The sequence below is a fragment of the Micromonospora sp. WMMD1120 genome, assembly GCF_029626235.1.
In the GTDB taxonomy this organism is placed as follows: Bacteria; Actinomycetota; Actinomycetes; order Mycobacteriales; family Micromonosporaceae; genus Micromonospora.
In genome coordinates this window covers 1,901,775-1,926,985 of sequence record NZ_JARUBO010000005.1, presented here as the reverse complement: position 1 = coordinate 1,926,985, position 25,211 = coordinate 1,901,775, and the positions used below count along the sequence as shown (strand labels likewise).

Here is a 25,211-nt window from a genome sequence, read left to right as displayed (position 1 = left end):
GGCGTTTCACGTGAAACGCCACGGCGCTCTGCTCGGGGTACGGCTCGGAGCGGCACTCCATGCTCGGCGCCCCGCGCAACTCGCTGGGTTCCGTTTCACGTGAAACGGGAGCGGGCAGCTGTCGCCTCGGTTGAGGCGTGACCGCGAGGGGCGCTCCGGCCCGCTCAGTGACCTGCTGCCGCTTCCTCAGGCGCGAGGGGTGCCTGTGGGCGGGCCGGCCTTTGTTGAGCCCTGCAGCGGTTGATGAGGCTAGCGCACGGAGGGCTGTCATCTTGCATCCAGCCGGTCGATGACTGGCCCGACTGCTATCGGGCAAGCCTTGCCGAGCCCGACCGGCGGTGGCCATGCCAGCGGCGGTGTTGCTCACTCGGCGGGCATCGGTGGCATCGCGGCCGTCGGGTCCGGCCGTTTGGGATCGCGCTGAATCGACGGCGCGGCGCTGTGGAGTTCTCCCTCGCCCTGCCGAACCTGGCCCGCACGACGCAGCCGACACCGCCGCAGCAGGCGACCAACCATCGGCGCCAGCGCGGCGTCGGAGCCTCTGCCGACTGAGCTGACGAAGCCCGGCCGCTGCTCCCACGCCAAGAGCCACCGGCTGTGGACGGACGAGACGCCGCCCCCGAACAACCCAGCCGCAACCAGCCCGGTGCCCGGCAGGCCCGGCCGGACTCAATCGACCTGTCCGGCGCGGTTCAGCTCCCGGCCCACCTCGGTGCCCGGCCCGGCCCGGCTCGGCCACGCCCTGATCGGCTCGCGGCCCGGCTCGCGGCCCGGCCCGGCTCGGCTCGGTCCGGCTCGCGGTCCGGCCCGGCTCGGCTCGGTCCGGCTCGCGGTCCGGCTCGCGGCCCGGCCCTGCTCGGCTCGCGGCTCGGCTCGGCTCGCGGCTCGGCTCGGCTCAACTTCGGTCCACACATTCACTCCGTGCGTCCGGGTCATCGACTCGGCCCGACTCGGTCCGGCTCGCGGCTCGGCCCGGCCATCGCCCGGCCTGGCTCGGCCGGCCCGGCTCGGCCCGGCGCGTCGCTCGGGACGATCGCGGACAACGACCGACCGGCCGAAAAGTTATCCACACCGGTTTTCCACAGGCACCCGCTGTTTCACGTGAAACAGCGCGTAGAAGTGGGTGTGGACCTGTGGATGACGGGGTGTACTCGCGATCTCGGCAGCCTGTGGATACCGCTTCCCAGGCGTCCGCGCGTCGTGCGCGTCGAGGGGATGCGAGCCGCCGTTCCGGCCGCCCGTGACCGATCAAACAGGTAGGGACAGCGGTGCCATACTCGGTTAGGGTCAGCGTCGTGCACGACACCCCTCCCGCAGTCCCGGACTTCACCCAGTGGCCGTCGTTCCCCTTCGAGGGGGACCTCCGCGTGAAGCAACTCGACGATCCGGTCCCGGTCGAGCCGCCCCGCAAGGGCGAGGGCCTCCGGGAATGCACCGCCTGCAATGCCCCTGACGATGCCTACATCTGGGTGGGCGAGCGCTGGCGGGTGCGCGCCATGGACCGACCCACCGGTCTGCCGATGGTGCTCATCCTGGAGTCGCGGTCCCACCTCGATCTCGGTGATCTGCCGAACCTGCTGGCCGCCGAGCTGGGTGTGATGACCGTACGGCTGGAGCGTGCCATCCGGTCTCTCGACGGGGTGGCGCGGGTGCACGTCAACCGGTGGGGCGACGGCTCGGCGCACCTGCACATGTGGTTCCTCGCGCGCCCGTACGGCCGCCTTCAACTGCGGGGCACCTTCCTGTCCCTGTGGGACTCGATCCTCCCGCCCATCTCGGAGGCGCAGTGGCGGGAGAATCTCGCGCTCGTCGCCGCGTGGCTCGCCGAGTTCGGTGGCCGCCCGCTCGCCGAGCCGCCCCGCATCCAGTGGCAGGCGCCGTCCAGCCTGTTGGCCCAGTCCGCAGCGGCGGACGCCGCCGCAGCGGCCGAAGCCGAGGAGGCCGTCTCGGTCATCGAGGCGGCAGAGGAAATTCCGGAGCCGGCGTCCGCGTCGACAGTGGCCGACCGGACCGCCGCTGGCGGCTCGGTCGGCGTCGACACCACCGCTCAGTCGACCGAACCGACGCGGCCGGCCTCCGCCAGTATCCCGGCGGCCACCGTCCCTGCGGAAGGCTTGGCGGATTCGCCCGCCAGAGGACCTCGTGCCCCCGGGGCCTCAGCCAACGACGTGACTTCCGAGGCGTACGGCGCCGAGGCGGCCACCGATGAGCGGGCCACCAACAGCGCGGTCACCGACGAGCCGGCCACCGGCGGCGCGACCGGGAACGGGACTGCCGTCGGCGGCGCTGTCAGCGACACAGACACCCCGAGAGCAGCATCCGCGCCGAGCCCGCGTACCGACGGCAGCGACACACCGAACGCGTCTCCGACTCACTGAGCGGGAGGCCGCCCCACTGAGCGGAAAGCCGCTCCCGAGGCTGACCGTTGCCCTCGGCGGGCGTCAGCCTCGGGAGCCGTTCGCGGGGCCACCCGTCCTCGGACGCCCGAACGGGTTGATCAGGCGGCGGTGCGGCGGGCCGCCGCGCGGGCGACAAGGGTGCCGAGGAGCCGGCCGAAGTCGAGGCCCGCCGCCTGGGCGGCGAGTGGGAGCAGTGACGTCTCCGTCATGCCTGGCGAGACGTTGACCTCCAGCACGTGTGGCTGGCCGGCCGTATCCACGATCACGTCGACGCGGGACAGGTCCCGTAGCCCGAGCGCGGTGTGCGCGGCGAGGGCCACCTCCGCGACGGTGTCGGCCACCTCGGGCTCCAGTCGGGCCGGCGCGTGCCAGGTGGTCCGTCCCGCCGTGTAGCGGGCGGCGTAGTCGTACACGCCGTTGCGCGGCACGATCTCCACCGGCGGCAGCGCCTGCGGACCGTCGCCGAGGTCGACGACGGAGACCGCCACGTCGATGCCCGGCACGTACCGTTCCACCAGGGCCGTGGAGTCGTACGCGAAGCAACCCACCATCGCGGCGGGCAGCGCCGCGGCGTCCCGGACCACAGCCCCGCCCAACCCCGAACCGCCCTGCGCCGGCTTGACCATGAGGGGCAGGCCCAGGCGGTCGACGATCCGATCCAGTACGGCGACCGCGCCCAGCTCGGAGAAGCGATCGTGTGGCAGTGCCACCCAGTCCGGGGTGGGGATTCCGGCCTCGCGGAGCACGGCCTTGGCGGAGGGCTTGTCCCAGGCGACCCGGGATGCTCGCGCGTCGCAGCCGACGTACGGGATGTCGCACAGGTCCAGCACGCCGCGCAGCGAGCCGTCCTCGCCGGTGGCGCCGTGCAGCGCGATCACCACCGCGTCCGGCGGGTCCGCCGCGAGCGCCGGCAACAGGGCCACATCGGCGTCCCGCAGCTCGGCGTCGACCCCAACCGCGCGCAGCGCGTCGAGCACCCGGCGACCGGAGCGTAGTGAGACGTCCCGTTCGTAGGAGAGCCCGCCCGCGAGCACCACGACACGCAGGTCGGCCGAGGTGGCGTTGTCGGTCACGAGGAGGCGCTCGGCGGTCGTACCCATGCCGGCATCATGCCAAGTCGGGCCCGGGCACGTCCCAGCCGGCCCGACCACGACGGCCGGCGGCGCCACCCACGGCGCCGAAGACCCGGCGCATCGCGATTTCCTGCTCCATCACCCCGGCCAGCCGACGAACGCCCTCACGGATGCGCTCGGGCGGCGGGAAGCTGAAGTTGAGCCGCATCGCGTCGGTGCCGGTGCCGTCGGCGTAGAAACCGGTGCCCGGCACGTAGGCGACGCGGGCGGCGACGGCCCGCGGCATCATGGCCTTCGAGTCGAGCCCGTCGGGCAGCGTGGCCCACACGAAGAGCCCGCCGGTCGGGGTGGTCCACCGGGTGCCCTCGGGCATCAGGTCGCTCATCGCGTCGAGCAGGGCGTCCCGGCGTTCCCGATAGACCTCGCGGTAGACCTTGAGCTGCTGCCGCCACGGCATCGTGCCCAGATAGGTGGCCACCGCCGCCTGGGCGTAGACGCTGGGGCAGAGGATCTGCGCCTCGCTGGCGATGACGAGCTTGTCGCGGACGGCGTGCGGGGCCAGAATCCAGCCGACCCGCAGCCCCGGGGCGAAGGTCTTGGAGAAGGTGCTGAGGTAGAAGACCCCGTCCCGCCGGCGGGCCCGCAACGGCGCCGGCGCCTCGGTCTCGAAACCCAGCTGACCGTACGGGTCGTCCTCGACGACCAGCAGGCCGGCGCGCTCGCAGATGTCGAGCACCCGCTCCCGGCGCTCCTCGCTGAGCGTCACGCCCGTCGGGTTCTGGTAGGTGGGGATCGTGTAGAGGAACTTGACCCGCTGGCCGGCCCGGGTCAGCTCGGCGACGGCCGCCTCCAGCGCCTCGGGAATGAGCCCGTCCTCGTCCATGGGCACGTGCACGACCTGCGCCTGGGCGGCCTGGAAGACCCCGAGCGCGCCGACGTACGTGGGCCCCTCGGCCAGCACCACGTCACCCGGGTCGAGGAAGAGCCGGGCCACCAGGTCCAGTGCCTGCTGCCCGCCCACGGTGACCACCACGTCCTCCGGGGAGGCGCCGCACCCGGCGTCGATCCCGGAGAGCGCCATCACCTCGCAGATCCGCTCGCGCAGATCGAGGGTGCCCTGGCCGATGCCGTACTGGAGGGTGGTCACGCCCTGCTCGGAGCCGAGCCGGCCGAGCATCTCGCCGACCGCGTCCAGCGGCAGAGCGGCGATGTACGGTGCGCCACCGGCGAGCGAGACGACCTCGGGTCGACTGGCCACCGCGAACAGTGCTCGGATCTCGGAAGCCGTCATCCCGCGTACCCGCCGGGCGTACCGGTCGGTGTAGTCGTCGAGTGTCGTGCCGGTCATGACCTCACCTCGATCGCTGCTCGGGTGGCTCCCGCCCGGGTACCCCGCGTACCGCTGACCATTGCGGCGGGGCACACCGATTGTCGATCCTAGTCCGCAACGGTCCCGCTTCCGCCGTCCCGAAGCGGATCGACCACATGGCGGACGTCCCCCGACCCGGGGGCATCTGCGCGTCCCCTCCCGCATCGCCGATCGGCGGCGTACGATCGCTCGTCGGGGGCAGGAAGGCGGCGCTGTCGTTCCATGCCGGTCTCACCACCGAGCCTATTGTGGGGATGCGCCATATGTCGCGACGTCTGGTCAGCCTGACCCTCGACACGTTGGAGGACCTTCCCCGGCCGTGCCGGCAGTGCGTCTACTGGGAGCTCGATCCGGTCTCCGCGGAGCGCGCCTGCGCGTCCGGCGACCCCGGGCTGGAGAAGGAGGCCTGGGTCTCCCAGACGCTGTTGGAGTGGGGCTCCTGCGGCAAGCTCGCGTACGTCGACGGCATGCCGGCTGGCTTCGTGATGTACGCCCCGCCCGCCTACGTGCCCCGGTCGATGGCGTTTCCGACCTCGCCGGTCTCCGCCGACGCGGCGCTGCTGATGACAGCCAACGTGGTCGCCGCCTTCGCCGGAGGCGGGTTGGGGCGGATGCTGGTGCAGGGCGTCGCCCGGGACCTGACCAAGCGGGGGATCAAGGCGATCGAGGCGTTCGGTGACGCCAAGTTCGGTGACGCCGACGACCCGGCCGGCGGGTGCGTGGCGCCCGTCGACTTCTTCCTCTCCGTGGGTTTCAAGACCGTCCGTCCGCATCCGCGCTTTCCCCGGCTGCGCCTCGAACTGCGGACGGCGTTGAGCTGGAAGTCCGACGTCGAGTACGCGTTGGAGAAGCTGCTCGGGTCGATGAGTCCGGAGACCCTGCTCCGGCCGGTACGTCCCGCCCCGGCCACCCGGTCCACCAACGGCTGACGTCGCGCCGGCGGCGGTCAGTCGACGACGGTGCCCGCGGAGACGACGGCACGCAGCTCGCTGACGTCGAGTGAACCGGTCGCGACGTCCCGCTCGATCGGGTAATACATGCGTTGCACCGCGGCGATGATCGCCTCCACCACGCGGTCCCGGAACCGTGGGTCGACCAGGTGGGCGCGGTCGGTCGGCGAGGTGAGGTAGCCGACCTCGACCCGGACGGCGGGCATCCGGGTCAGCCGCAGCAACTCCCAGGTCTTCGCGTGGGTGCGGCAGTCCCGCAGGCCGGTCCGGGCGACGATCTCCCGCTGCACCAGCCCGGCCAGCCGCTCGCCGGTCGCCGAGGTCACCCCGTTGTCGGTGCCGTAGTGGTAGGTCGCCACGCCCTCCGCGTCCGGGTTGGCGTGGCCGTCCAGGTGCAGTGAGATGAAGACGTCGGCACCGAGCGAGTTGGCCAGCTCGGCCCGTTCGCTGTCCGGCAGGCAGCTGTCCGGCGACGGGCCCCGGGTGAGCTGCACCCGCACCCCGGAGGCGGCGAGCCGGCCCTCCAACCGGCTGGCCAGGTCGTGCATCAGGTCCGCCTCGGTCCAGCGCAGCGACCCGTCGGGCACCACCATCCCGGGATCGGTGCCGCCGTGCCCCGGGTCGATGACGACGGTCTTGCCGACCAACGCCGGCCCGGACTGCCGGATGGCGTCCGACTCGCGCAGCCACTGCGGGCGGCCACCGACCACCTTGCGGCCGATCCGGCGCAGCGCGTTCATCGTGTGCGGGCCGCACGAGCCGTCGGGGGTGAGCCCGACCTCGCGCTGGAACTGGGCCACCGCGCGGGAGGTCCGGATGCCGTAGACGGCGTCGGCGCGGCCCACGTCGTACCCCATCTCCAGGAGCCGCTCCTGGAGCGAACGGACGTCCTCGCCGGTGAGCGGCTCGGGGACCGCGTGGTACAGGGTGCGGGCGCCGAGCCGCCAGCGGGCGGCGTCCAGCGCGCGCCACGTCTCCGCTCCGACCCGGCCGTCGACGCTGAGTCCTCGGGACTGCTGGAAGGCACGGACCGCCCGTTCGGCGTCGAGGTCGAACTCGTCGCTCTGCGGGCCGGCGGCGCTGAGCAGGTCGAGACCGGTCAGGATGGTACGGATCTCCGTGACCGCTGGTCCCCGGTCACCGGGTCGGATCGGACGCACGCACGACCCCCTCTGCACGACAGTGGCTGGCCGGGCGGCCCAGGCTTGAGGCTATGCGCTCCGGGGCGACGAGGTGGCAGGCCCGGGAAAAACGTCGGCGGGTGCGGCCGGAGAACGCCGAACCCCGCACCCGACGAGCGGGTACGGGGTTCGGTGAGGTGTTTCTGCCGGTCAGAGGGCCGACTCGATGAGCCGGACCAGCTCGCCCTTCGGCTTGGCGCCGGCGATCGACTGCACCGGCTGACCGTTCTTGAAGACGGTGAGCGTCGGCACCGACATCACCCGGTACGCCCGCGCGGTCTCCGGGTTCTCGTCGATGTTGAGCTTGACGATGGTGACCTGGTCGCCCATCTCGCCGGCGATCTCCTCGAGCAGCGGCGACACCTTGCGGCACGGGCCGCACCACTCGGCCCAGAAGTCCACCAGAACCGGCTTGTCGGCCTGCAGCACGTCAGCGACGAAGCTCTTGTCCGTGACCGCCTTGGTATTTCCCACTATGCCCTCCTCCGGGTTGTTTCCTGCTTCAGCTGAGCGTCGCGATGAACCGTTCGGCGTCGAGCGCCGCGGCACAGCCGGTGCCCGCCGCGGTGATCGCCTGGCGGTAGGTGTGGTCGACCACGTCGCCAGCGGCGAAGACGCCGGGCACGTTGGTGCGGGTGCTGGGGGCGTGAACCTTCACGTAGCCCTCGTCGTCCAGCTCGACCTGGCCCCGGAAGAGCTCGCTGCGGGGGTCGTGACCGATGGCGACGAAGACGCCCGTCACGTCCATCACCTTGGTCTCGCCGCTGTGCACGTTGCGGACGCGGACGCCGGTGACCTTGCCGTCGTCGCCGAGGATCTCCTCGACGGTGCTGTTCCACTCGACCTTGATCTTCTCGTTGCTCAGCGCCCGGTCGGCCATGATCTTGCTGGCCCGGAACGAGTCACGCCGGTGGATGATGGTGACCGTGTCGGCGAACCGGGTGAGGAAGGTCGCCTCCTCCATCGCCGAGTCGCCACCGCCGACGACGACGATGTGCTGGTTGCGGAAGAAGAACCCGTCGCAGGTGGCGCACGCGGAGACGCCGTGGCCCAGGTATTCCTGCTCGCCGGGCACACCGAGCGGACGCCACGCCGAACCGGTGGAGAGGATGACGGCCCGCGCGCGGTAGGCGGTCTCGCCGACCCAGACGGTGCTCAGCGCGCCGGAGCCGGCGTCGCCGGTGTCCTTCAGCTCGACCCGGGTCACGTCGTCGGTCAGGAACTCGGCGCCGAACCGTTCGGCCTGCTTGCGCATGTTGTCCATCAGCTCGGGACCGAGGATGCCGTCCGCGAAGCCGGGGAAGTTCTCCACCTCGGTCGTGGTCATCAACGCGCCGCCGGACTGCACGCCCTCGATGATCAGCGGCTTCAGGTTGGCGCGCGCGGCATAGACCGCCGCCGTGTAACCGGCCGGCCCGGAGCCGATGATGATCAGGTTGCGGACCTCGTCCACTGCCGTCTCCCGAGTTGTGTGTGTCGGCGTCGGCGCGAGCACCGATGCCGATCCGAGTCGCCGACGCCTGGATGGGGCCGGCAGCTACTTCCTGAACGTCATCGTACGAAGCGGAGATTCCCGAGCCGGGCATCCGGTGGGTCAGGTCACGTACGGGGTCACCGCGCCGCTGACAGTGGATTCACCCTACCCGCGCCGAATAGCGGCTGTCCGCGCCGGACCCGGGCACCCCGCACTCCGCGCCGCTCACCCAGGCCCACCGGGCGCCCGCCGCGTCGGTGAACCGGATGACGAGTGCATGCTCGCCCTCGAAGCGCGCGTAGTCGATGACCTCGACCACCAACGGCGCCGAGCCGTGTTCCGCCGCGACGGCGGCCAGGCAGGTGGTCAGCGCGGCCTCGTCGGTCAGCCGTATCAACTGGTCGGTGCCGTCGGGTGACGGACGCCGACCGCCCTCGGCCTCCACCCGCGGCTGCCCACCGGAAGCGTCGGCGGTCGTGCGACTGGTCGCGCCGGGCTCCCCCCGCACGCCGCCGAGGGTCTCCGGGGTGTAGTTCGTGCCGCTGCGCAGCGCCGGCCCGGTCGTGCGGGCCGTTCCGGCGGCCGGCGCGCCCTCGGGCACGACCGGCTGGTCCAGGGTGCTGACGGTGCCGGAGTCGTCCGACGTCCGCGTCGACAGTTGGCCGAGGCCCAGGCTGGCCGCGACGACGACGAGCGCGGCGGCGGCGACCGGCACGCCACGGCGGGCCCAGCCGCGCCGGCGTCGGCCCGGTCCGGTGGACGCCGGGCGTTCGGAGCCGGCCGGCGTGGCAGCGGCCGGCCGGCGACCGGCCCCACCCTGCGCCGGTACGACCAGCGGCGTCGGGCTCTCAGCGCTTGGTTCGGTACGGGGCGTGGCGGCGGTGTCAGTCGTCGCCCTCTCGGCGGCCAGCGCGGCGGAGAGCCGGTCGACGATCTCCTGCGGCATCTCCGGCGACGGCTCGGCCCACCGGGCGAGATCCGCCCGGATCGCCGTCAGCGCGGGCGCCAGCAGCGCGTACGCCTCGGCCCAGGCCGGGTCCGTGGACACCAGTCGGGTGATCTCCTCCTGCTGTGGGGTGCCCTCCAACGCCCCGCCGAGGTAGTCAGCGAGCAGGCCGTCGTCGACCTCCCGGAACCCCTCGGCTGTCACGTGTCCTCCTGGTTGGCGTCCCGCCGGTACCGACCCGACCTCGATCCGACGCCGTCCGCCGCGCCCGGGTTCCCCTGCGTGACGCCGGGCACGTCAGTGCTCGCGGCGGTGGGGCCCGACCGGGTGGCCGGCGTGGCGGCGACGGCGGGGCGGAGGTGGCCGAGCAGCACCGCCAATCGGGCCCGACCCCGCGCGCACCGGCTCTTCACCGTTCCCTCGGCGACGTTGAGGATGCGGGCGACCTCCGCGACCGGGTAGCCCTGCACGTCCACGAGCACCAGCGCGGCGCGTTGCTCGGTGGGAAGCGCCGCCAGCGCCTCGCGGACCACCAGAGCGGTGTCGTGGTCCTCGGCCGGCGCGGCCGGCTCCGCGCCGCCGGTGCCGAACCCGTCCCCGGCCCGGTTGCCGTCGGGCAGCGGCACTGTCGGGTGCGCCTGCCGACGGCGGATCCGGTCCAGGCAGGCGTTCACCACGATGCGGTGCAGCCAGGTGGTGACCGCGGAGTCGCCGCGGAAGCGCCCCGCCGCCCGGTGTGCCGAGAGCAGGGCGTCCTGGAGCGCGTCGGCGGCCTCCTCGCGCTCACCGAGCGTCCGCAGGGCGACGGCCCAGAGTCGATCGCGGTGCCTGTGGAACAGCTCGGCGAAGGCGTGCGGGTCGCCGTCGACGTGGGCGCGCAGCAGCTCCAGATCGGTGGTGGCGGCACGCCCGTCCATCACCACGTCCCGCGGAGGCGGTGCCCGGACGACGCTGCCGGGTTCACGACCCCTGGACCGTGATCTCCTGCACCCCCAGCTTGTACCCACCGTCGGACGGCGGCAGCTCGGTGATCCAGAACAGCAGGTACCGGTATTTCTGGTCGGCGTCGAAGCCGTTGAACGTCATCGTGGTGCCGTCGTGGTCCTCGAACGGCTGCCCGATCGCGGTCTTGTAGCTCGCGACCAACTGCTTGTCACCGTTGGAGTTGGACGGCGGGTTGGTCGTGCCGGCGAAGAGCTGGGCGGACGCACCGGTGGCGGAGAGCACCGCCTGCACCGACTTGACGCTGTGCGGCTCGCCGAGGTCGATCCAGACCCCCATGCCCTTCTTGATGTTGCCGAAGTTGGGCCGGTTGTTGTACGTCTCCGTCTCCCAGCCCTTGTCCTCGTCGCCGTCGATCACCTTCTCGGCGCCGTCGACCTCGCTGCGGTCCTTGCTGTCCGGGTCGATGATCCGAACAGCCTTGACGGGCAGCTTGCGTACCGTCGCGGCGGCCGGGGTGGCGTCACCGGCCGGGGCGCTGGCGCTCGGGGTGGGGGACTGGTTGGCCTGCGGGTTCTCGTCGTCGCCGCCCAACGCGTTGATCCCGATGAGGAGCCCGACCAACGCGACGACGAGCAGCCCGGCGATGCCCAGGGCCACCTTGCGACCACCGGCGGCGGCCAGCGGCGACGGCTCCTCCCCGGTGTCGGCGGCGAATCGCAGCGGCCCGCTGTTGTCGAGGTAGTGCTCCTCCTCGGCCGGCACGTCCAGACGGGCCAGCTCGGCGGCGAGCACGTCCGAGGAGGGCGGCGCGATCTCGGCGTCGAGGAGATCCATCGTCAGGTCGTCCAGGTACGCCGGCACGCCGGCCCGAACCTGCCGGGGCGCCGCGAGACCGCCCTGGGCGTCGCGGACCGCGTCCGGGATGGCGGCGCGACCATGGCCGGCGGTGGCGCCGTGCAGCGGAGCCTCGGCGTGCGGCCAGTGGCCGGTCAGGGCGAAGTAGAGGACGCCACCGACGGCCCGGATGTCGTTCTCCTGGCTGTCGGCGCCGTCGGTGCGCGCGTCGGCAAGGACCACCCGACCGTCGTCGCTGATCATGACGGTGCCGGGGTGGACGTTGCCGTGCACCATGCCGGTGGCGTGCACGGCGGCGAGCGCGCTCGCGACGGCGTTGCCGATGGCGGTGGCGCGGGCCGGGTCCAGGGGGCCGTCGCTCGCCAGGTCCCGCAGGGACTGCCCGTCGACCCACTCGCGCACCACGTAGGCGCGGTCGGACTCGTCGATCGCGTCGTAGACGCCGACCAGGTTGGGGTGGATGACCCGGCTGGCCGCGACGGCGGCCTGAAGCATCTCGGTGGCGGAGTCGCCACCCGGGTAACGCAGCACCACCGCGACGGGACGGCGAAGGATGACGTCGACCCCGCGCCAGACCAGCCGACCCGCGCTGTCGTTGTTGATGTGCTCAACCAGTTCGTAACGCTCGGCGAGGACTTCACCGGCCGTGGGAGCACCGAAGGTCATGACCGGAGGAGCGCTTTCGTCCGCCTCCTGACCCTCGCCGACCTGGGTCACCCGTCCTCCCTCGGTGATCGTGTCGATCGATGAACCCGAACTGCTGGGCATGTGGCTTCCCGCTCTGCGTCGAAGGGACCGGCCGACCGGTGTCGACGCGCAGCGCCGGCCCCTGCCGTACCCGTCGAGAGCGACCTTACCCGGGTTGCCCGCCTCCCCGACATGTCATCTTCCCGCCGCACCTGGCGGCGTTCTGGTAGTCGGGAAACTCGTCCGGTTACGACCGTTGTCAGCCACGTTGCTGGCACATGTACTAGCTAATCTACGGCTTCGCCGCAAGCGACCGACGTCGGGGCCGGGCGGGCGCGGCGCTTCCGCTACCTCGCATGTTCCCACCGATCGGGTTGCCACCCTCAGCCATACGGCTGGTTATCCACAGGCCGATGCGGTAGCTGACCGGCGAATCGCGGAGTTATCCACAGGGACATCCCCAGCCTGGTGATCCTTGGTGACCGTCCGTATGGGTGTCAACTTGTTGTGATCGGGCGCTGCCGGTCAGCGACCGAGACGGCGGCGGACCATGCCGACCACCTCGGTGATCTCGTTGATCCGCAGCAGCATGGCCAGCGCCAGGTAGCTACCGCCGATCACCGCGCCACCGACCACGAGCTGGACGACCGCCTCCAGGCGGCTCGGCGTGTCGTCGCCCGGCAGCAGCTTCACGACCAGCAGGCCGACCAGTGCCGAACCCAGTGCCGCCACCCCGACGCGGCCCCAGGTCCGCATGATCGCGCCGAGGCCGATCCGGCCGACCCGAGGTCGCAGCAGCCAGGCCGAGCCGATCGCGGCAGCCAGGTAGGAGATGGTGTTGCCGATCATCATCCCCGCGCCGGCGAAGCTGGCCGAGAAGGCCACGAAGAGCACGACCTGCACCCCGATCCGGAGCGCGACCACCGGGATGTTGATCAGCGCCGGGGTGCGGGTGTCCGGCAGCGCGTAGAAAGCGAAGGTGAACAGCTGGCTGACGGCGAACGGCACCAGCGCGAGCGCCGCGGCGAGCAGCACGACGGAGGTGGCGGTGGCGTTGCGCTCGTCGAAGGCGCCGAACCGGAAGAGCGTGAACGCCAATGGGGTGGCCAGGACCGCGTAGCAGACAGCGATCGGCGCGAGCACCGCGGAGACCGTCCGGGTGCCGCGCGAGAGGTCGGCGGCGAGGTCACCGTAGCGACCGTCCGCCGCGGCGGCGCTCATCCGCGGCATCAGCGCGGTGATGATCGACACGGCGATGATGCCGTGCGCGGTCATCAGCAACAGGAAGACGTTGTTGTAGATGAGCGGACCGGCGGCGTTCTCCTTGCCGGCACGGTTCAGCAGGTTGAACAGCACGATCAGGCCAACCTGACTCACCGCGACGTAGCAGAACATCCACGCGCCGAGCCGGCCCAGCTCGCGCAGGCCCAGCTCCCGGAAGTCGAACCGGAGCTTCCAGCGGAACCCGACCTTGCGCAGGGCGGGCAGCAGACCGACCGCCTGGATGGCCACGCCGAGCAGCGTGCCGCCACCGATCAACAGAATCCGCCCGGTGGTCATCTCCCCGGGCTGGACGATCTCGGCGCCGAAGATGGCGATGTAGAGGCCGGCGGTGCCGATCACCACAAGGTTGTTGAGGATCGGCGCCCACATCGGGGCGGCGAAGTGACCCCGGGTGTTGAGCACCGCGCTGATCAGCGCGCTCAGCCCGGAGAAAAAGATCATCGGCAGCATCAGCCGGGCCAGCCCGGTGACCAGCTGCGAGTAGTCGTTGGCCGAATCACCGCTGCCGTACAGCCAGGTCAGCTGGGAGGCGAACGCTATGGCGAGCAGCGCGGCGGCGCCGAGCGCTAGCACCGCCAGGGTCAACAGCCGCTGGGTGTACGCCTGACCGCCGTCCATGTCGATCTTGCGGCGGCGTACCAGCACGGGGATCAGCACGCTGGTGAGCACACCGCCGAGCAGGAACTCGTACACCATTCCGGGCAGGATCTGCGCCGTGGTGTACGCGTCACCGACCAGCGCGCCACCGAGCGCCGCCGCGATCACCAGGTTGCGCAGGAAGCCGGTGCCCCGGCTGACCAGGCTGCCGATCGCCATCACCGCGCTGTTGGTCGCCGCGCTCGCCTCGCCGACCTGCTCCTGAGGCGGTGCCGTCGACTCCATCGCCGGCTGGTTCAGTGGCTCGGCGGAGATGAAGGTGGCGCCGTCACCCGGACGTCCGCCGGCTCCGGGCCCGCCGGCCTGCGCGGCGTTGGCGCTGCGGTAGAGCCCGCCGCTCATCTCCAGCCTCCCAGGGGTACGTCGGGTCGGACACCGACCCGCACGCCACAGACCATAGTCAACCCACACCCGTTACCCGCGCCCGGCGGATCGGATCACACAGTGGCCCGATAAGCTGGCGATCCCATGTCCGAAGCCTCCGCTCCCCACGCCGCCGACCGCCGCGACCTCACCGCCGCGCAGCGCAACGCCGTCGCCGAACTGCTCCGCGTCTCCCCGGTCGCCGACGAGTTGGGGCGCCGCTTCGTCAGCGCCGGGCACGAGTTGCACCTGGTGGGCGGTTCGGTGCGGGATGCCCTGCTCGGCCGCCTCGGGGACGACCTCGACTTCTGCACCGACGCCCACCCCGACGAAACCCTGCGGATCATCAAGGGTTGGGCCGAGGCGATCTGGGAGACCGGCCGCGAGTTCGGCACCATCGGCGCCCAGCGCGACGGTCTCCGGTTGGAGATCACCACGTTCCGCGCGGAGTCGTACGACCAGGTCAGCCGTAACCCGGTGGTGGTCTACGGCACCAGCCTGGTCGAGGACCTCAAGCGCCGCGACTTCACCATCAACGCGATGGCGGTCAGCCTGCCGGAGCACCGGTTCACCGACCCGCACGGTGGGCTGGACGACCTCTCGGCCCGGGTGATCCGTACCCCGAGCACCCCGGCCGAGTCCTTCGGCGACGACCCGCTGCGGATGCTGCGGGCCGCCCGGTTCGCCGCGCAGCTTCAGTTCGCCGTGCACCCGGACGTACGCTCGGCGATGACCGCCATGGCCGCCGACCTGGACCGGATCACCGCCGAGCGGATCCGCGACGAGTTCACCAAGCTGCTCTGCGGCGCGGACCCGATCGCCGGTCTGCGGCTGCTCGTCGACACCGGCCTGGCCGAGCGGTTCCTGCCGGAGCTGACCGGGTTGAAGCTGGAGATCGACGAGCACGCGCAGCACAAGGACGTCTACGAGCACACCCTGACGGTCGTCGAGAACGCGGTCTCCTACGAGGAGGAGGGCTGCGACTTCATCCTGCGGATGGCCGCACTGATGCACGACGTCGGCAAGCCGGCGACGAAGGCGGTCGGGTCCGACGGTCGGGTCAGCTTCCACCACCACGAGGTGGTCGGCGCACGGCTGACCAAGGCCAGGATGAAGGCGCTGCGGTACCCGAAGGAGGTCACCGCCAAGGTAACCGCGCTGGTCGCGCTGCACCTGCGTTTCTACGGGTACGGGCGGGGCGAGTGGACCGACTCGGCGGTGCGCCGCTACGTCGCCGACGCCGGGGACCTGCTGCCGCGTCTGCACAAGCTGACCCGATCGGACTGCACGACCCGTAACCGCCGCAAGGCCGCGCAGCTCGCTGGCGACTACGACGCGTTGGAGGCACGGATCGCCCGGATCGCGGCCGACGAGGACCTGGCCCGGGTCCGCCCCGACCTGGACGGCAACGCGATCATGGAGTTGCTCGGCGTACCGCCGGGGCCGGTGGTGGGCCGCGCCTGGAAGCACCTCAAGGAACAGCGCCTCGAACAGGGCCCACTGGACCGCGACGCCGCCGAGGCCGAACTGCTCCGCTGGGCCCGCGCCGAAGGCGTCATCCCCTAACCCCATCCCACCCCACCCTCCTCGCCCTAACCCCGCCCCAGCCCTCGCCGATCTTGCACTTCTTGTCGCGGCATAAGAGGCATTTCGCCACGTATCGGCAACCCAAACCGCAAGATCGGCGAGGACGAGGACGAGGACGAGGACCGCGGGCGGGGACGAGGGCGGCGGGCGGGGGGACAAGGGCTCCTGTTAGCGGGGTTCTTGGGTTTCTGCCTTTGGCAGGGCGGTGCCGTTGGGCGTTGACGCCGCGCCGAGGCGGGCGAGCAGCCCGGGTAGGTCGATGCCGGTGAGGTCGCTGCCGAGCTGCAACCCCTGGGCGACGTTGCCGGCCACCGACTTCGTCAGCGAGGACGCCCCGTCGGTGGAGATGACGGTCATCTTGTCGATTGCCCCGATCGGCGCGCTGGCCGCCCCCACCACCTCCGGCAACACCTTGACCAGCAGGTCCAGTACGGCGGCCTCCCCGTACGCGGCGAACGCCTCAGCCTTGCGCGCCATCGCGTCCGCCTCGGCCTCACCCCTGGCCAGGATGGCCGCCGCCTCGGCCTGGCCCTCCCGCTCCACCGCCTCGGCGATGGCGGAGCGCCGGCGCTGTTCGGCCTCACCCTCCTTGGCGCCCTCGATCGCGTTCGCCTCGGCGAGTGCGGCACGCCGCGCCCGCTCACCCTCACCGGTGAGCCGCGCCTGCTCGGCGGAGGCCTGGGCGGCGGCGATGACCGACTGGCGCTGCGCGTCCGCGTGCAGCACGGCGGCGTTGCGGGACGCCTCGGCCTCCTGCTCCACCTTGTAGCGCGCCGCGTCGGCGGGCTTGCGCACCTCGGTGTCCAGTTGGCGCTGCTTCAGCTCGGCGTTGCGCTCGGCGACCTTCTGCTGCTCGGAGAGGATCGCCTGGTCGCGTTCGGCCTGCGCGAGTGGGCCGGCGGCGGCGGACTTCGCCTTCGCCGCGTCGATCTCGGCCTGGATGCCGGCCTGCTTGAGGGCCAGGTTCCGGTTCGCCTCCGCGATTGCCTCCTCGGCCAGCAGCCGCTCCTGCTCGGCCTGCTGGCGGGCTCGGGCCTCGGCGATGGCGGCGTCCTTGAGCACCCGGGCCGCCTCCGGTCGACCGAGGTCCTGGAGGTACGACCCCTCGGCGAGGATGTCCTGGAGCTGGAAGGTGTCCAGCACCAGACCCTGGTTGGTCATCGAGTGCTCGGCCTCCTCGGCCACGGCGCTGGCGAACGCGGCCCGGTCCCGGATCACCTCCTCGACGGTGAGCCGGCCGACGATCGAGCGCAGCGCGCCGGCCAACACCTCCCGGGTGAAGTTGTCGATCTCGTCCTGTTGGTGCAGGAACCGCTGGGCGGCGGCCCGGATCGCGTCCTCGGTGCCGCCGACCTTGACGATCGCCACGCCGTGCAGGTCCGCGCGGATGCCCTGCTTGCTCACCGCGCCCCGGATGCCGACGTCGATGCGACGACTGGACAGGTCGAGCGACTGGAGTTTCTGCACCACCGGCAGCACGAAGACGGACGCGCCCAGCACCACCTTCTGCCCGGAGGTGTCTGTGGACCGTCCGCCGTCGGCGGTGTGCGTGGTGCGACCCTTGCGACCGGTGACGATGAACGCCTCGTTCGGTCCGGCCACCTTGATCCGGGAGAGCACGAAGAGCACCAGGATGAGCGCGAGGAGGACCGCGCCACCGATGGCGATTAACAGGGCCATCTGAGAGTCCCGTCTACGAGGGGTGGGTCAGTAGGTCTCGACGTGCACGCTGGTCTCGCTCAGCGCCTGCACCACGAAGACCTGGGCGCCGATCGGGATCGGCTGGTCGGCGCGGGCGCTGAGCTTGACCGGTTGGCCGGCCAGGCGCACCCGGACCTCGCCGTACCCGTTGGCGGGCACCGGCGTGACGACCAGGCCGAGCGCGCCGACCAGGTCGTCGCGGGTGGGGGTGGGGTCGGTGCGCATGTTCCGCGCCGCCCGGCTGAGCCGGGCGACCAACCAGCCGGTGGGCACTGCCGCGAGCATGCCGCCGACCGCCGCCCCGACGACCATCGCGGGGGTACGCGCACCGAGCAGCTCGTTGACGATGGCGGCGCCGAAGCCGAACGCTCCGGCGAAGCCGGCGACCGTCTCGACCGAGATCGGACCGTCCACGTCAGCGTGGCCGAGGTGGAACAGTTCGGTGCCGAGCAGGGCGAGCGCGAGCACACCGATGCCCGCCCCACCGATGATCAGGAAAATGACCGTCCCCGCTGCCACGACCTGCACGGTATCGACGTCGCGCAACGTCCGACGGCTCGGCGGACGGCGGTCCCGGGTGGGGGACAATGGGGTCATGCGCTGGACCGTGCTCGACTCCCCGATCGGTGAGTTCTCCGTGGGCACCGACGGCACGAGCGTCCGCGGCGCGCACTTCGGCAGGGTCGACGGGGCGGCGGAGGAGCCCGACGACGCGTTGTCCCGGCAGGCCGTAGACGAGCTGCGGAGGTATTTCGAGGGTGAGCTGACCGGGTTCACCGTCCCGGTGACGGTCCCCCGTGGGTCGGACTTCGAGCGGGCGGTGTGGCGGGAGATGACACTGATCCCCTACGGCGAGACGCTGACCTACGGTGAGGTGGCGCGCCGGGTCGGCGACGCCGGAGCGGCCCGGGCGGTGGGCGTGGCGTGCAACCGCAACCCGGTTCCGGTCCTCGTGCCGTGCCACCGCATCGTCGGTGCGGGTGGTCGACTTGTCGGCTTCGGGGGCGGCCTGCCCCGCAAGGTGCACCTGTTGGAGTTGGAGGCCCGGGTGGCCCTGCAACGGGCGTGGTCCTGACCGGTCCGGTCCGCTGTCGGCAAGATCTCCTTCATATCGACCGATCGGTCGATGTGGACACGTGGTGGCAACCGTCATGATCGGGCGTCATTTCACCGAACCTCACGGGGGACCTGTGACCGAGAACCAGGACAAGACCGTCAACCGTCGGCGGCTGCTGAGCCGCGCCGGCACCGTCGCCGCCGGTGTCGCCGGCACCGCCGTGGCGGGTGCCGCCGTCGCCGGTCCGGCCCAGGCCGCGCCGGGCGACCCGGTGGTCCAGGGTGCCACCAACGCCGCCGGCGCCACCACCACCTCGCTGACCAGCACCGGCACCGGCCCCGCGCTGCGGCTGGCGAACACGAGCACCAGCACCGCCGCGGACGGCACGGTGCTGGCCCGCCCGGCGCTGCAGTTGACGCCGAGCGGCGACCTGCTGCACAGCGACTCGCCGGGCGGCTCGATCGGTCTGGACACCTACGGCAACATCCAGCTGGTCACCGAGTTCGGCGGCGACAAGTACCTCGACTACGTGCACACCAGCGCCAACTCGAACCAGATCGTCCCGGTCGCGCCGCAGCGGGTCGTGGACACCCGTTCGGCGGGGTCGCGCGCCCGGATCGTCAACGCCTCGTCGACCACCCTGGACAGCTCGGGTCGGCTGCGCGACGGCCAGACGATCCACATCGACCTGAGCGACTTCGTCTTCTACGGTGACGCCCTCTTCGGCAACCTCACCGTGACCACCGCCGTCGCGTCGGGCTTCGTGCAGGTCTTCCCGTACGGCAGCCCGCGCCCGCAGAACTTCTCGACCATCAACTACCTGACCAACCAGGTGGTCGCGAACTCGTTCATGTCGGGCATCGGCTTCGACGCCGACTACATCTCCGTCTACGCGGCGCGGACCACCCACATCATCATCGACGTGGTGGCGTTCGTGATCGGCGTCGGCGCGGTCAACCCGGAGATCCTGCCGCTCTCCGCCAACGCGGTGTCGGCGCGCAGCGCGGAGACTCCGGAGCAGCGTCGGGCCAAGCGCGCGGCCAAGGCTCAGCAGGAGACGCCGAGCTGGAAGTGAGGCGGTCGCCGTACCCGACGGCGAAGCCTGGAACGCGGCGAGGGCCGGGTCCGAACGGACCCGGCCCTCGGCCGTGTGTGGGTGTCAGCGGGTCAGCGCGCGACCTCGCCGGCGATGAACTCCTCCACGGCCTGGTGGGCGTCGTGGTCGGCGTACTGCACCGGCGGGGACTTCATGAAGTACGACGAGGCCGACAGGATCGGGCCACCGATCTTGCGGTCCAGGGCGATCTTCGCGGCCCGAACGGCGTCGATGATCACGCCGGCGGAGTTCGGCGAGTCCCACACCTCGAGCTTGAGCTCGGCGTTCAGCGGGGTGTCACCGAAGGAGCGGCCCTCCAGGCGGATGTACGCCCACTTGCGGTCGTCCAGCCACGGCACGTGGTCCGACGGGCCGATGTGCACGTCGCTCTTGCTCATCTCGTGCGGGATCTGCGAGGTGACCGACTGGGTCTTCGAGATCTTCTTGGAGACCAGCCGCTTGCGCTCCAGCATGTTCATGAAGTCCATGTTGCCGCCGAAGTTGAGCTGGTACGTGCGCAGCAGCTCGACCCCGCGGTCCTCGAACAGCTTCGCGAGCGCGCGGTGCACGATGGTGGCGCCGACCTGGCTCTTGATGTCGTCACCGACGATCGGCAGGCCCGCGTCCTCGAACTTCTTGGCCCACTCCGGGTCGGAGGCGATGAAGACGGGCAGGGCGTTGACGAACGCGCAGCCGGCGTCGATAGCGGCCTGGGCGTAGAACTTCGCGGCCTCCTCGGAGCCCACCGGCAGGTAGCAGACGACGACGTCGACCTGCGCGTCGCGCAGCGCCTGCGCCACGTCGACCGGCGCGGCGTCCGACTCCTCGACGATCTCGCGGTAGTACTGGCCCAGACCGTCGAGGGTGGGGCCGCGCTGCACGCTGACGCCGGTCGGCGGCACGTCGCAGAGCTTGATGGTGTTGTTCTCGCTGGCGACGATCGCCTCCGCGAGGTCCATGCCGACCTTCTTGGCGTCCACGTCGAACGCCGCGACGAACTCCACGGCGTTGACGTGGTAGTCGCCGAAGGCAACGTGCATGAGACCCGGGACGCGGTCGTTCGGGTCGGCATTCCGGTAGTACTCGACGCCCTGAACCAGGGACGAGGCGCAGTTACCCACACCGACGATGGCGACGCGGACGGAGCCCATAGCGTCTGCCTCCTTCTTTTCTGTCACGGCCGCTCATTCCTGGTCTCTCCAGGCGGAGGCGGGCTGTTGTCTTCTCGTCGGCCGCCGGCCGTCCCGGGGTTCGGGACTGTCGGGGCTCGGCCGGAGCGCTCGTTGGCGATGAGCTCCTCCAGCCAGCGGACCTCGCGCTCACAGGCATCAAGACCGTGGCGCTGCAGCTCCAGCGTGTAAGCGTCGAGGCGCTCGGCCGCCCGGCCCAGCACGTCACGAAGCCCTTCGCGACGCTCCTCGATCTTGCGGCGGCGACCCTCCAGAATGCGTAGTCGGGTCGCCTGGTCGGTCCGGGCGAAGAACGCGAAGTGCACACCGAAGCCCGTGTCGTCGTACGTCTCGGGCCCGGCCTGTGCGATCAACTGGGCGAAGCGTTCCTTGCCCTCCGCGGTGATTTTGTAGACCACCCGACCTCGTCGGCTGGTCAGCGCGGGGACCTCCTCGGCGTTGACGGGCGTCTCAGCAGCTTCGGTGATCCATCCGGCCGCCTGCAGCCTACGCAGCGTCGGATAGAGCGAGCCGTAACTGATCGCCGCCCGGATCGCGCCGAGTTTGGCGGTCAACTCCTTGCGCAGCTCGTAGCCGTGCATCGGAGACTCCTGCAGGAGGCCGAGGATGGCGAACTCGAGCACTGGCCACCCTCTCTTGACCCTCCGGCGTCGAGTGGTGACCGCCGCGATGTATCGGACCGATACATCGCACGTTAGCGGGTCGCGCCGGCCAGGGCAAACCCCCCGTTCCGATACCCCTTCGTCACTGATTGTGAGCACGGTCGCCTGCGTGGGCCGGACCGCGTACCCTTCTCGGCATGCGTACGCAGCGCCAGGTCGTCGACTACTCGCTCCAGAAGCGAGCGGTGCTGCGTGAGCTCCTGGCCGGCCGGATCGGCACCTACGACGTGTGCGACGCATCGCCCTACCTCAAGAACGCCGCTCGGTTCCACGGCGAGCCGACCGACCGACGCTGCCCGATCTGCCGCAGCGAGAACCTGACCCTCGTCCATTACATTTACGGCGACGAGCTCAAGCAGTCCGCCGGGCAGGCCCGGACACTGGCCGAGTTGCCCGTGCTGGCGATGACGCTGCGTGAGTTCCAGGTCTTTGTGGTGGAGGTGTGCCTCGGCTGTGACTGGAACCATCTTGTGGAGCAGTATCTGCTCGGGCGGGACGGTCTGACCGGTGACGGCGACGGCGCCGCCGACCAGGACGCGGCGGGCGCCGAAGGTGCCGGGCGGCGGAGGCGAGAGGCGCAACGGTGATCGCAACAGGTGGGGCCGGCCCCGGGGCCGCTGACGAAACCCGGGACGGTCGACCACATGTTGGTCCGATTGGCCCGATTGATACGGCAATGAACCCGTCGGGTCGGCACCCCCGTGCCGATGTCCCGGGTGAAGCAACTCACGGCAACCCGGTGGTGGCGCAGCCGCGCCCCACCGCGACCGGCAGGGTGTGAGGAATGAACTCGTACGGCGATCCCAGTTCTGCGCGCGGACGGGCCCAGTACCCGGGCCCGAACGGTGATCCCGGACCGGGCGCGGACGACGCGTACCGACGATCCGGCGGTGACTCCGGCGGAAGTGGCTGGTCGGCCTCGGACGGTGGCACAGCCACCCCGGGTCGGGCCTCGGTGACCCCACGGGCGGCCGGCGGGCGGGCCACTGTCGGCGGCTCGGCTGCGGTGCCACCGCGGGGCGGCGCGGCCTCCGGTTCCGCCTCGGTGGGTTCGGCGTCGGCGGGTCGGGCCGGGCGGGCCTCGGTTCCGGTGTCACCGGCGCCGGCTGTGGCCGCTGGCCGTGCCGGCGCTGGTCGGGCCTCGGTGCCCGTCTCCCCGGCGCCGGGCGCTCCGGCGGGCCGTGCCGTCGTCGGCGCGGCGTCGGTCGGCGCGGCGTCGGCGGGCCGGGCCAGTGTCGGCTCCGCGTCGGTCGGTGGTCGCGCGGCGGTCGCCCGGGCGAGTGTCACGCCGGTCTCCGGTGGGCCGGGCGGTCCTGGTGGCCCCACCGGTCCCGGACGGGGCGGACGGGGCGCGGGTGACCCGGGCGGCGCGGCGCGGGCCAAGAAGCGTAAGCGGATGAACATGCTGATCGCCGGGTTCGCGGTCTTCATCATGCTCGCCGGCATCGGCGTCGTCGGGTTCACCTACTACTCGACGAACGTCGTCATGCCCGACGAGATGCCGCTGCCGTTGTCCACCACCGTCTACGCCAAGGACGGCAAGACGCAGCTGGCCAAGCTGGGCAGCGAGAACCGCACCTTCGTCACCATCCAGCAGATTCCGCAGCACGTGCAGGACGCGGTCGCCGCGGCCGAGGACCGCAACTTCTACCGGCACTCGGGCGTCGACTACAAGGGCATCGTCCGGGCCGCGTGGAACAACGTCTCCGGCGGTGACAAGCAGGGCGCCTCGACGATCACCCAGCAGTACGCCCGCAACGCGTTCGAGAACCTCCAGGACGACACGTACGGCCGGAAGGTGAAGGAGGCCATCCTCGCCTCCAAGCTCAACGAGCGGTACGACAAGCCGACGATCATGCAGCACTACCTGAACGTCATCTACTTCGGCCGCGGCGCGTACGGCATCGAGGCGGCGGCGCAGACCTACTTCGGCAAGTCGGCGATCAAGCTCACCCCCGCCGAGGGCGCGGTCCTGGCTGCGGTGATCAAGCAGCCGGTGGCGAGCTCGACGCACCGGGGCTTCGACCCGGCCGTCAACGAGGTGGATGCCAAGGCACGGTGGGCCTACGTGATCGACGGCATGAAGAAGGAACGCTGGTTGGACGCTCCGGGCCGTCCCCCGGCGCCGACGGAGTACCCGAAGGTGCTGCCGCCGAAGAAGGACGGCGTCGGCTTCGGCGTCGACAGCCCGCGCGGCAACGTCATCAACTACGTCCGGCAAGAGATGGACCAGATGGGGCTCTGCTCCGACACCGGTGCGGCCGGCAAGACGAGCTGCGTGGACGCGTTGCGCGACGGTGGCTACCGGATCACCACGACCATCGACCCCAAGCTCCAGGCCGCCGCGGAGAACACGGCGATGCAGTCGAAGAAGGGCTCCGAGCTCAACGACCAGCCGAAGAACCTGATGGCGGCGGTGGTCTCGATCGACCCGAAGAAGGGCCGGGTGCTCGCCTACTACGGCGGTGACAGCGGTGCCGACTTCGACTACGCGGGCAAGAACACCGACAAGAACGGCGACCTCACCGGCGGTCATCCGCCGGGCTCGTCGATGAAGGTCTACACCCTGGCCGCCGCGATCGAGGCCGGCATCTCGGTCAAGTCGCACTGGGACCCGACGCCGTACAAGCCGGAGGGTTCGAGGGACACGATCGGCAACGCCGGCCGGACCAACCTGAAGTGCGGCAAGTGGTGCACCCTCGAAGAGTCGACGATCCAGTCGTACAACGTGCCCTTCTACTGGGTCGCCGACGAGATCGGCGCCGAGAAGGTCGTCGAGATGGCCCACAAGGCCGGCGTGACCACCATGTGGGGCGTCGATCCGCCGCAGGCCTTCGACCTGTCGAAGAAGGGGAAGACCCCGTTCGACAACTACACCGGTTTCGGCAAGTACCCGATCACCGTGTTCGACCACGCCAACGCCATGGCCACCTTCGCCAACGACGGCAAGTACATCCCTGCGCACTTCATCATCAAGGTGGACCAGCAGGACAAGGAGACCGGCAAGTGGAAGACCGTCGGTAGCGAGCGGATCAAGCCGGTTCAACGGATCCCCAAGAAGATCACCGATGAGGTCACCGGCGTCCTGAAGCAGATCCCCCGTCCGAACAACATCTCCCTGGAGGACGGCCGCCAGGCCGCCGCCAAGACCGGCACCTGGGAGTACGACAGCAAGGACAACGCGCACGCCTGGACGGTCGGCTACACCCCGCAGAACGCCACGGCGGTGTGGGTGGGCAGCCGGGACCCGAAGAAGCCGCAGATCCGCCTCGCCAGCGGTAAGGACATCGGCGGCTCGACGCTCCCCGGTCCGATCTGGGAGAAGTACATGAACATCGCCCTCAACGGTCAGGAGAAGGTCTCCCTGCCCAGTGTCACCGGCGAGGGCGACACCACGAAGGGCAACGGCAAGGAGCCGGTCGCGCCACCGCCGACCAACCCGGGCCAGCCCGGTGGGCCGTCCTGCAACCCGCTCATCGACCCGTTCTGCGTGGTCAACCCGGGCGGCCCCGGTAACCCGGGTGGCCCGGGCGGACCTGGCGGACCGGGAGGACCCGGCGGGCCCAACAACAACGGTGGCGCCGGTGGTGGGCTGTTACCCGGCCTACCACCCAACCGGGAGTAACCGACGTACACCTGACGCCGCCGCCGGCCGGACGACCTGTCCCGCCGGTGGCGGCGTTTCCTATCCGGATCTCGACGCCGGGACAGGACGGGCACCCCTGTCGTACGGCA

21 protein-coding genes are annotated in these 25,211 nt (G+C 71.1%); 7 read left to right on the top strand and 14 right to left on the bottom strand.

The window, feature by feature from the left end; translation table 11 throughout:
• Nucleotides 1-1,295: 1,295 nt before the first annotated feature.
• Nucleotides 1,296-2,378, top strand: a complete 1,083-nt coding sequence (locus O7634_RS09130; RefSeq protein ID WP_278149699.1) for a hypothetical protein — start codon at nt 1,296-1,298, stop codon at nt 2,376-2,378.
• 119 nt (nt 2,379-2,497) lie between these two features.
• Here O7634_RS09130 and O7634_RS09125 read toward each other — a convergent pair whose 3' ends face one another.
• Complete coding sequence (locus O7634_RS09125; protein ID WP_278149698.1) at nt 2,498-3,499, bottom strand: D-alanine--D-alanine ligase; 1,002 nt, start codon at nt 3,497-3,499, stop codon at nt 2,498-2,500.
• Nucleotides 3,500-3,506: 7 nt separating this feature from the next.
• Nucleotides 3,507-4,820, bottom strand: a complete 1,314-nt coding sequence (locus tag O7634_RS09120) for a PLP-dependent aminotransferase family protein (protein WP_278149697.1) — start codon at nt 4,818-4,820, stop codon at nt 3,507-3,509.
• A 284-nt stretch (nt 4,821-5,104) separates the two neighbouring features.
• On the opposite strand from O7634_RS09120, the gene O7634_RS09115 reads away from it, so the two are divergent.
• Nucleotides 5,105-5,770, top strand: a complete 666-nt coding sequence (locus tag O7634_RS09115; RefSeq protein ID WP_278149696.1) for a GNAT family N-acetyltransferase — start codon at nt 5,105-5,107, stop codon at nt 5,768-5,770.
• A 17-nt stretch (nt 5,771-5,787) separates the two neighbouring features.
• Here the strand turns inward: O7634_RS09115 and O7634_RS09110 are convergent, their stop codons facing one another.
• From O7634_RS09110 to murJ, 7 genes are all read right to left on the bottom strand, one after another.
• Nucleotides 5,788-6,951: an N-acetylmuramoyl-L-alanine amidase gene (locus O7634_RS09110; RefSeq protein WP_278149695.1), complete on the bottom strand. Its 1,164-nt coding sequence runs from the start codon at nt 6,949-6,951 to the stop codon at nt 5,788-5,790.
• 171 nt (nt 6,952-7,122) lie between these two features.
• The gene (gene trxA / locus O7634_RS09105; protein WP_203149813.1) at nt 7,123-7,446 is read right to left on the bottom strand and encodes a thioredoxin; all 324 of its coding nucleotides are present in this window, start codon (nt 7,444-7,446) and stop codon (nt 7,123-7,125) included.
• A gap of 28 nt (nt 7,447-7,474) precedes the next feature.
• On the bottom strand, nt 7,475-8,425 hold the full coding sequence (gene trxB / locus O7634_RS09100) for a thioredoxin-disulfide reductase (RefSeq protein WP_278149694.1): 951 nt from the start codon (nt 8,423-8,425) through the stop codon (nt 7,475-7,477).
• A 181-nt stretch (nt 8,426-8,606) separates the two neighbouring features.
• A complete protein-coding gene (locus tag O7634_RS09095) occupies nt 8,607-9,596 on the bottom strand; it encodes a hypothetical protein (RefSeq protein WP_278149693.1) in 990 nt (329 codons plus the stop codon).
• The gene (sigM, locus tag O7634_RS09090) at nt 9,593-10,309 is read right to left on the bottom strand and encodes an RNA polymerase sigma factor SigM (RefSeq protein ID WP_278149692.1); all 717 of its coding nucleotides are present in this window, start codon (nt 10,307-10,309) and stop codon (nt 9,593-9,595) included. The genes O7634_RS09095 and sigM overlap by 4 nt, the downstream gene beginning before the upstream one ends.
• Before the next feature lie 43 nt (nt 10,310-10,352).
• Complete coding sequence (locus O7634_RS09085; protein WP_278149691.1) at nt 10,353-11,960, bottom strand: protein kinase family protein; 1,608 nt, start codon at nt 11,958-11,960, stop codon at nt 10,353-10,355.
• A 444-nt stretch (nt 11,961-12,404) separates the two neighbouring features.
• A complete protein-coding gene (gene murJ, locus O7634_RS09080) occupies nt 12,405-14,162 on the bottom strand; it encodes a murein biosynthesis integral membrane protein MurJ (RefSeq protein WP_278149690.1) in 1,758 nt (585 codons plus the stop codon).
• A gap of 126 nt (nt 14,163-14,288) precedes the next feature.
• Between murJ and O7634_RS09075 the strand changes: the two genes are divergently transcribed.
• The gene (locus O7634_RS09075) at nt 14,289-15,749 is read left to right on the top strand and encodes a CCA tRNA nucleotidyltransferase (protein WP_278149689.1); all 1,461 of its coding nucleotides are present in this window, start codon (nt 14,289-14,291) and stop codon (nt 15,747-15,749) included.
• Nucleotides 15,750-15,938: 189 nt separating this feature from the next.
• Here O7634_RS09075 and O7634_RS09070 read toward each other — a convergent pair whose 3' ends face one another.
• Nucleotides 15,939-17,450, bottom strand: coding sequence for an SPFH domain-containing protein (locus tag O7634_RS09070; protein ID WP_278149688.1), 1,512 nt, complete (start codon nt 17,448-17,450; stop codon nt 15,939-15,941).
• A 27-nt stretch (nt 17,451-17,477) separates the two neighbouring features.
• Entirely contained in the window at nt 17,478-17,999 is a 522-nt protein-coding gene (locus O7634_RS09065) for an NfeD family protein (protein WP_278153918.1), read from the bottom strand.
• Nucleotides 18,000-18,066: 67 nt separating this feature from the next.
• On the opposite strand from O7634_RS09065, the gene O7634_RS09060 reads away from it, so the two are divergent.
• Nucleotides 18,067-18,546, top strand: coding sequence for a methylated-DNA--[protein]-cysteine S-methyltransferase (locus O7634_RS09060; RefSeq protein WP_278149687.1), 480 nt, complete (start codon nt 18,067-18,069; stop codon nt 18,544-18,546).
• Between the two features lie 115 nt (nt 18,547-18,661).
• Complete coding sequence (locus O7634_RS09055) at nt 18,662-19,603, top strand: hypothetical protein (protein ID WP_278149686.1); 942 nt, start codon at nt 18,662-18,664, stop codon at nt 19,601-19,603.
• 92 nt (nt 19,604-19,695) lie between these two features.
• Here the strand turns inward: O7634_RS09055 and O7634_RS09050 are convergent, their stop codons facing one another.
• Both O7634_RS09050 and O7634_RS09045 read right to left on the bottom strand, forming a co-directional pair.
• Nucleotides 19,696-20,775 carry an inositol-3-phosphate synthase gene (locus O7634_RS09050; protein ID WP_278149685.1) on the bottom strand — a complete coding sequence of 360 codons (1,080 nt, stop codon included), beginning with the start codon at nt 20,773-20,775 and terminating at the stop codon, nt 19,696-19,698.
• Nucleotides 20,776-20,798: 23 nt separating this feature from the next.
• Nucleotides 20,799-21,437 (bottom strand): PadR family transcriptional regulator, encoded by a 639-nt coding sequence (locus tag O7634_RS09045; RefSeq protein ID WP_278149684.1) that lies wholly within the window; start codon nt 21,435-21,437, stop codon nt 20,799-20,801.
• A gap of 176 nt (nt 21,438-21,613) precedes the next feature.
• On the opposite strand from O7634_RS09045, the gene O7634_RS09040 reads away from it, so the two are divergent.
• Entirely contained in the window at nt 21,614-22,063 is a 450-nt protein-coding gene (locus tag O7634_RS09040) for a DUF5318 domain-containing protein (RefSeq protein WP_278149683.1), read from the top strand.
• Nucleotides 22,064-22,202: 139 nt separating this feature from the next.
• Here the strand turns inward: O7634_RS09040 and O7634_RS09035 are convergent, their stop codons facing one another.
• Nucleotides 22,203-22,763 carry a hypothetical protein gene (locus O7634_RS09035; RefSeq protein ID WP_278149682.1) on the bottom strand — a complete coding sequence of 187 codons (561 nt, stop codon included), beginning with the start codon at nt 22,761-22,763 and terminating at the stop codon, nt 22,203-22,205.
• 109 nt (nt 22,764-22,872) lie between these two features.
• Between O7634_RS09035 and O7634_RS09030 the strand changes: the two genes are divergently transcribed.
• Entirely contained in the window at nt 22,873-25,101 is a 2,229-nt protein-coding gene (locus tag O7634_RS09030) for a transglycosylase domain-containing protein (protein WP_278149681.1), read from the top strand.
• Nucleotides 25,102-25,211: the final 110 nt, after the last annotated feature.

Coding starts and splice junctions, on each gene's coding strand:
- O7634_RS09125 (WP_278149698.1), bottom strand. CDS start 3,499: ATGGGTACGACCGCCGAGCGCCTCCTCGTGACCGACAACGCCACCTCG.
- O7634_RS09120 (WP_278149697.1), bottom strand. CDS start 4,820: ATGACCGGCACGACACTCGACGACTACACCGACCGGTACGCCCGGCGG.
- O7634_RS09115 (WP_278149696.1), top strand. CDS start 5,105: ATGTCGCGACGTCTGGTCAGCCTGACCCTCGACACGTTGGAGGACCTT.
- sigM (WP_278149692.1), bottom strand. CDS start 10,309: ATGGACGGGCGTGCCGCCACCACCGATCTGGAGCTGCTGCGCGCCCAC.
- O7634_RS09085 (WP_278149691.1), bottom strand. CDS start 11,960: ATGCCCAGCAGTTCGGGTTCATCGATCGACACGATCACCGAGGGAGGA.
- murJ (WP_278149690.1), bottom strand. CDS start 14,162: ATGAGCGGCGGGCTCTACCGCAGCGCCAACGCCGCGCAGGCCGGCGGG.
- O7634_RS09075 (WP_278149689.1), top strand. CDS start 14,289: ATGTCCGAAGCCTCCGCTCCCCACGCCGCCGACCGCCGCGACCTCACC.
- O7634_RS09070 (WP_278149688.1), bottom strand. CDS start 17,450: ATGGCCCTGTTAATCGCCATCGGTGGCGCGGTCCTCCTCGCGCTCATC.
- O7634_RS09060 (WP_278149687.1), top strand. CDS start 18,067: ATGCGCTGGACCGTGCTCGACTCCCCGATCGGTGAGTTCTCCGTGGGC.
- O7634_RS09050 (WP_278149685.1), bottom strand. CDS start 20,775: ATGGGCTCCGTCCGCGTCGCCATCGTCGGTGTGGGTAACTGCGCCTCG.
- O7634_RS09040 (WP_278149683.1), top strand. CDS start 21,614: ATGCGTACGCAGCGCCAGGTCGTCGACTACTCGCTCCAGAAGCGAGCG.
- O7634_RS09030 (WP_278149681.1), top strand. CDS start 22,873: ATGAACATGCTGATCGCCGGGTTCGCGGTCTTCATCATGCTCGCCGGC.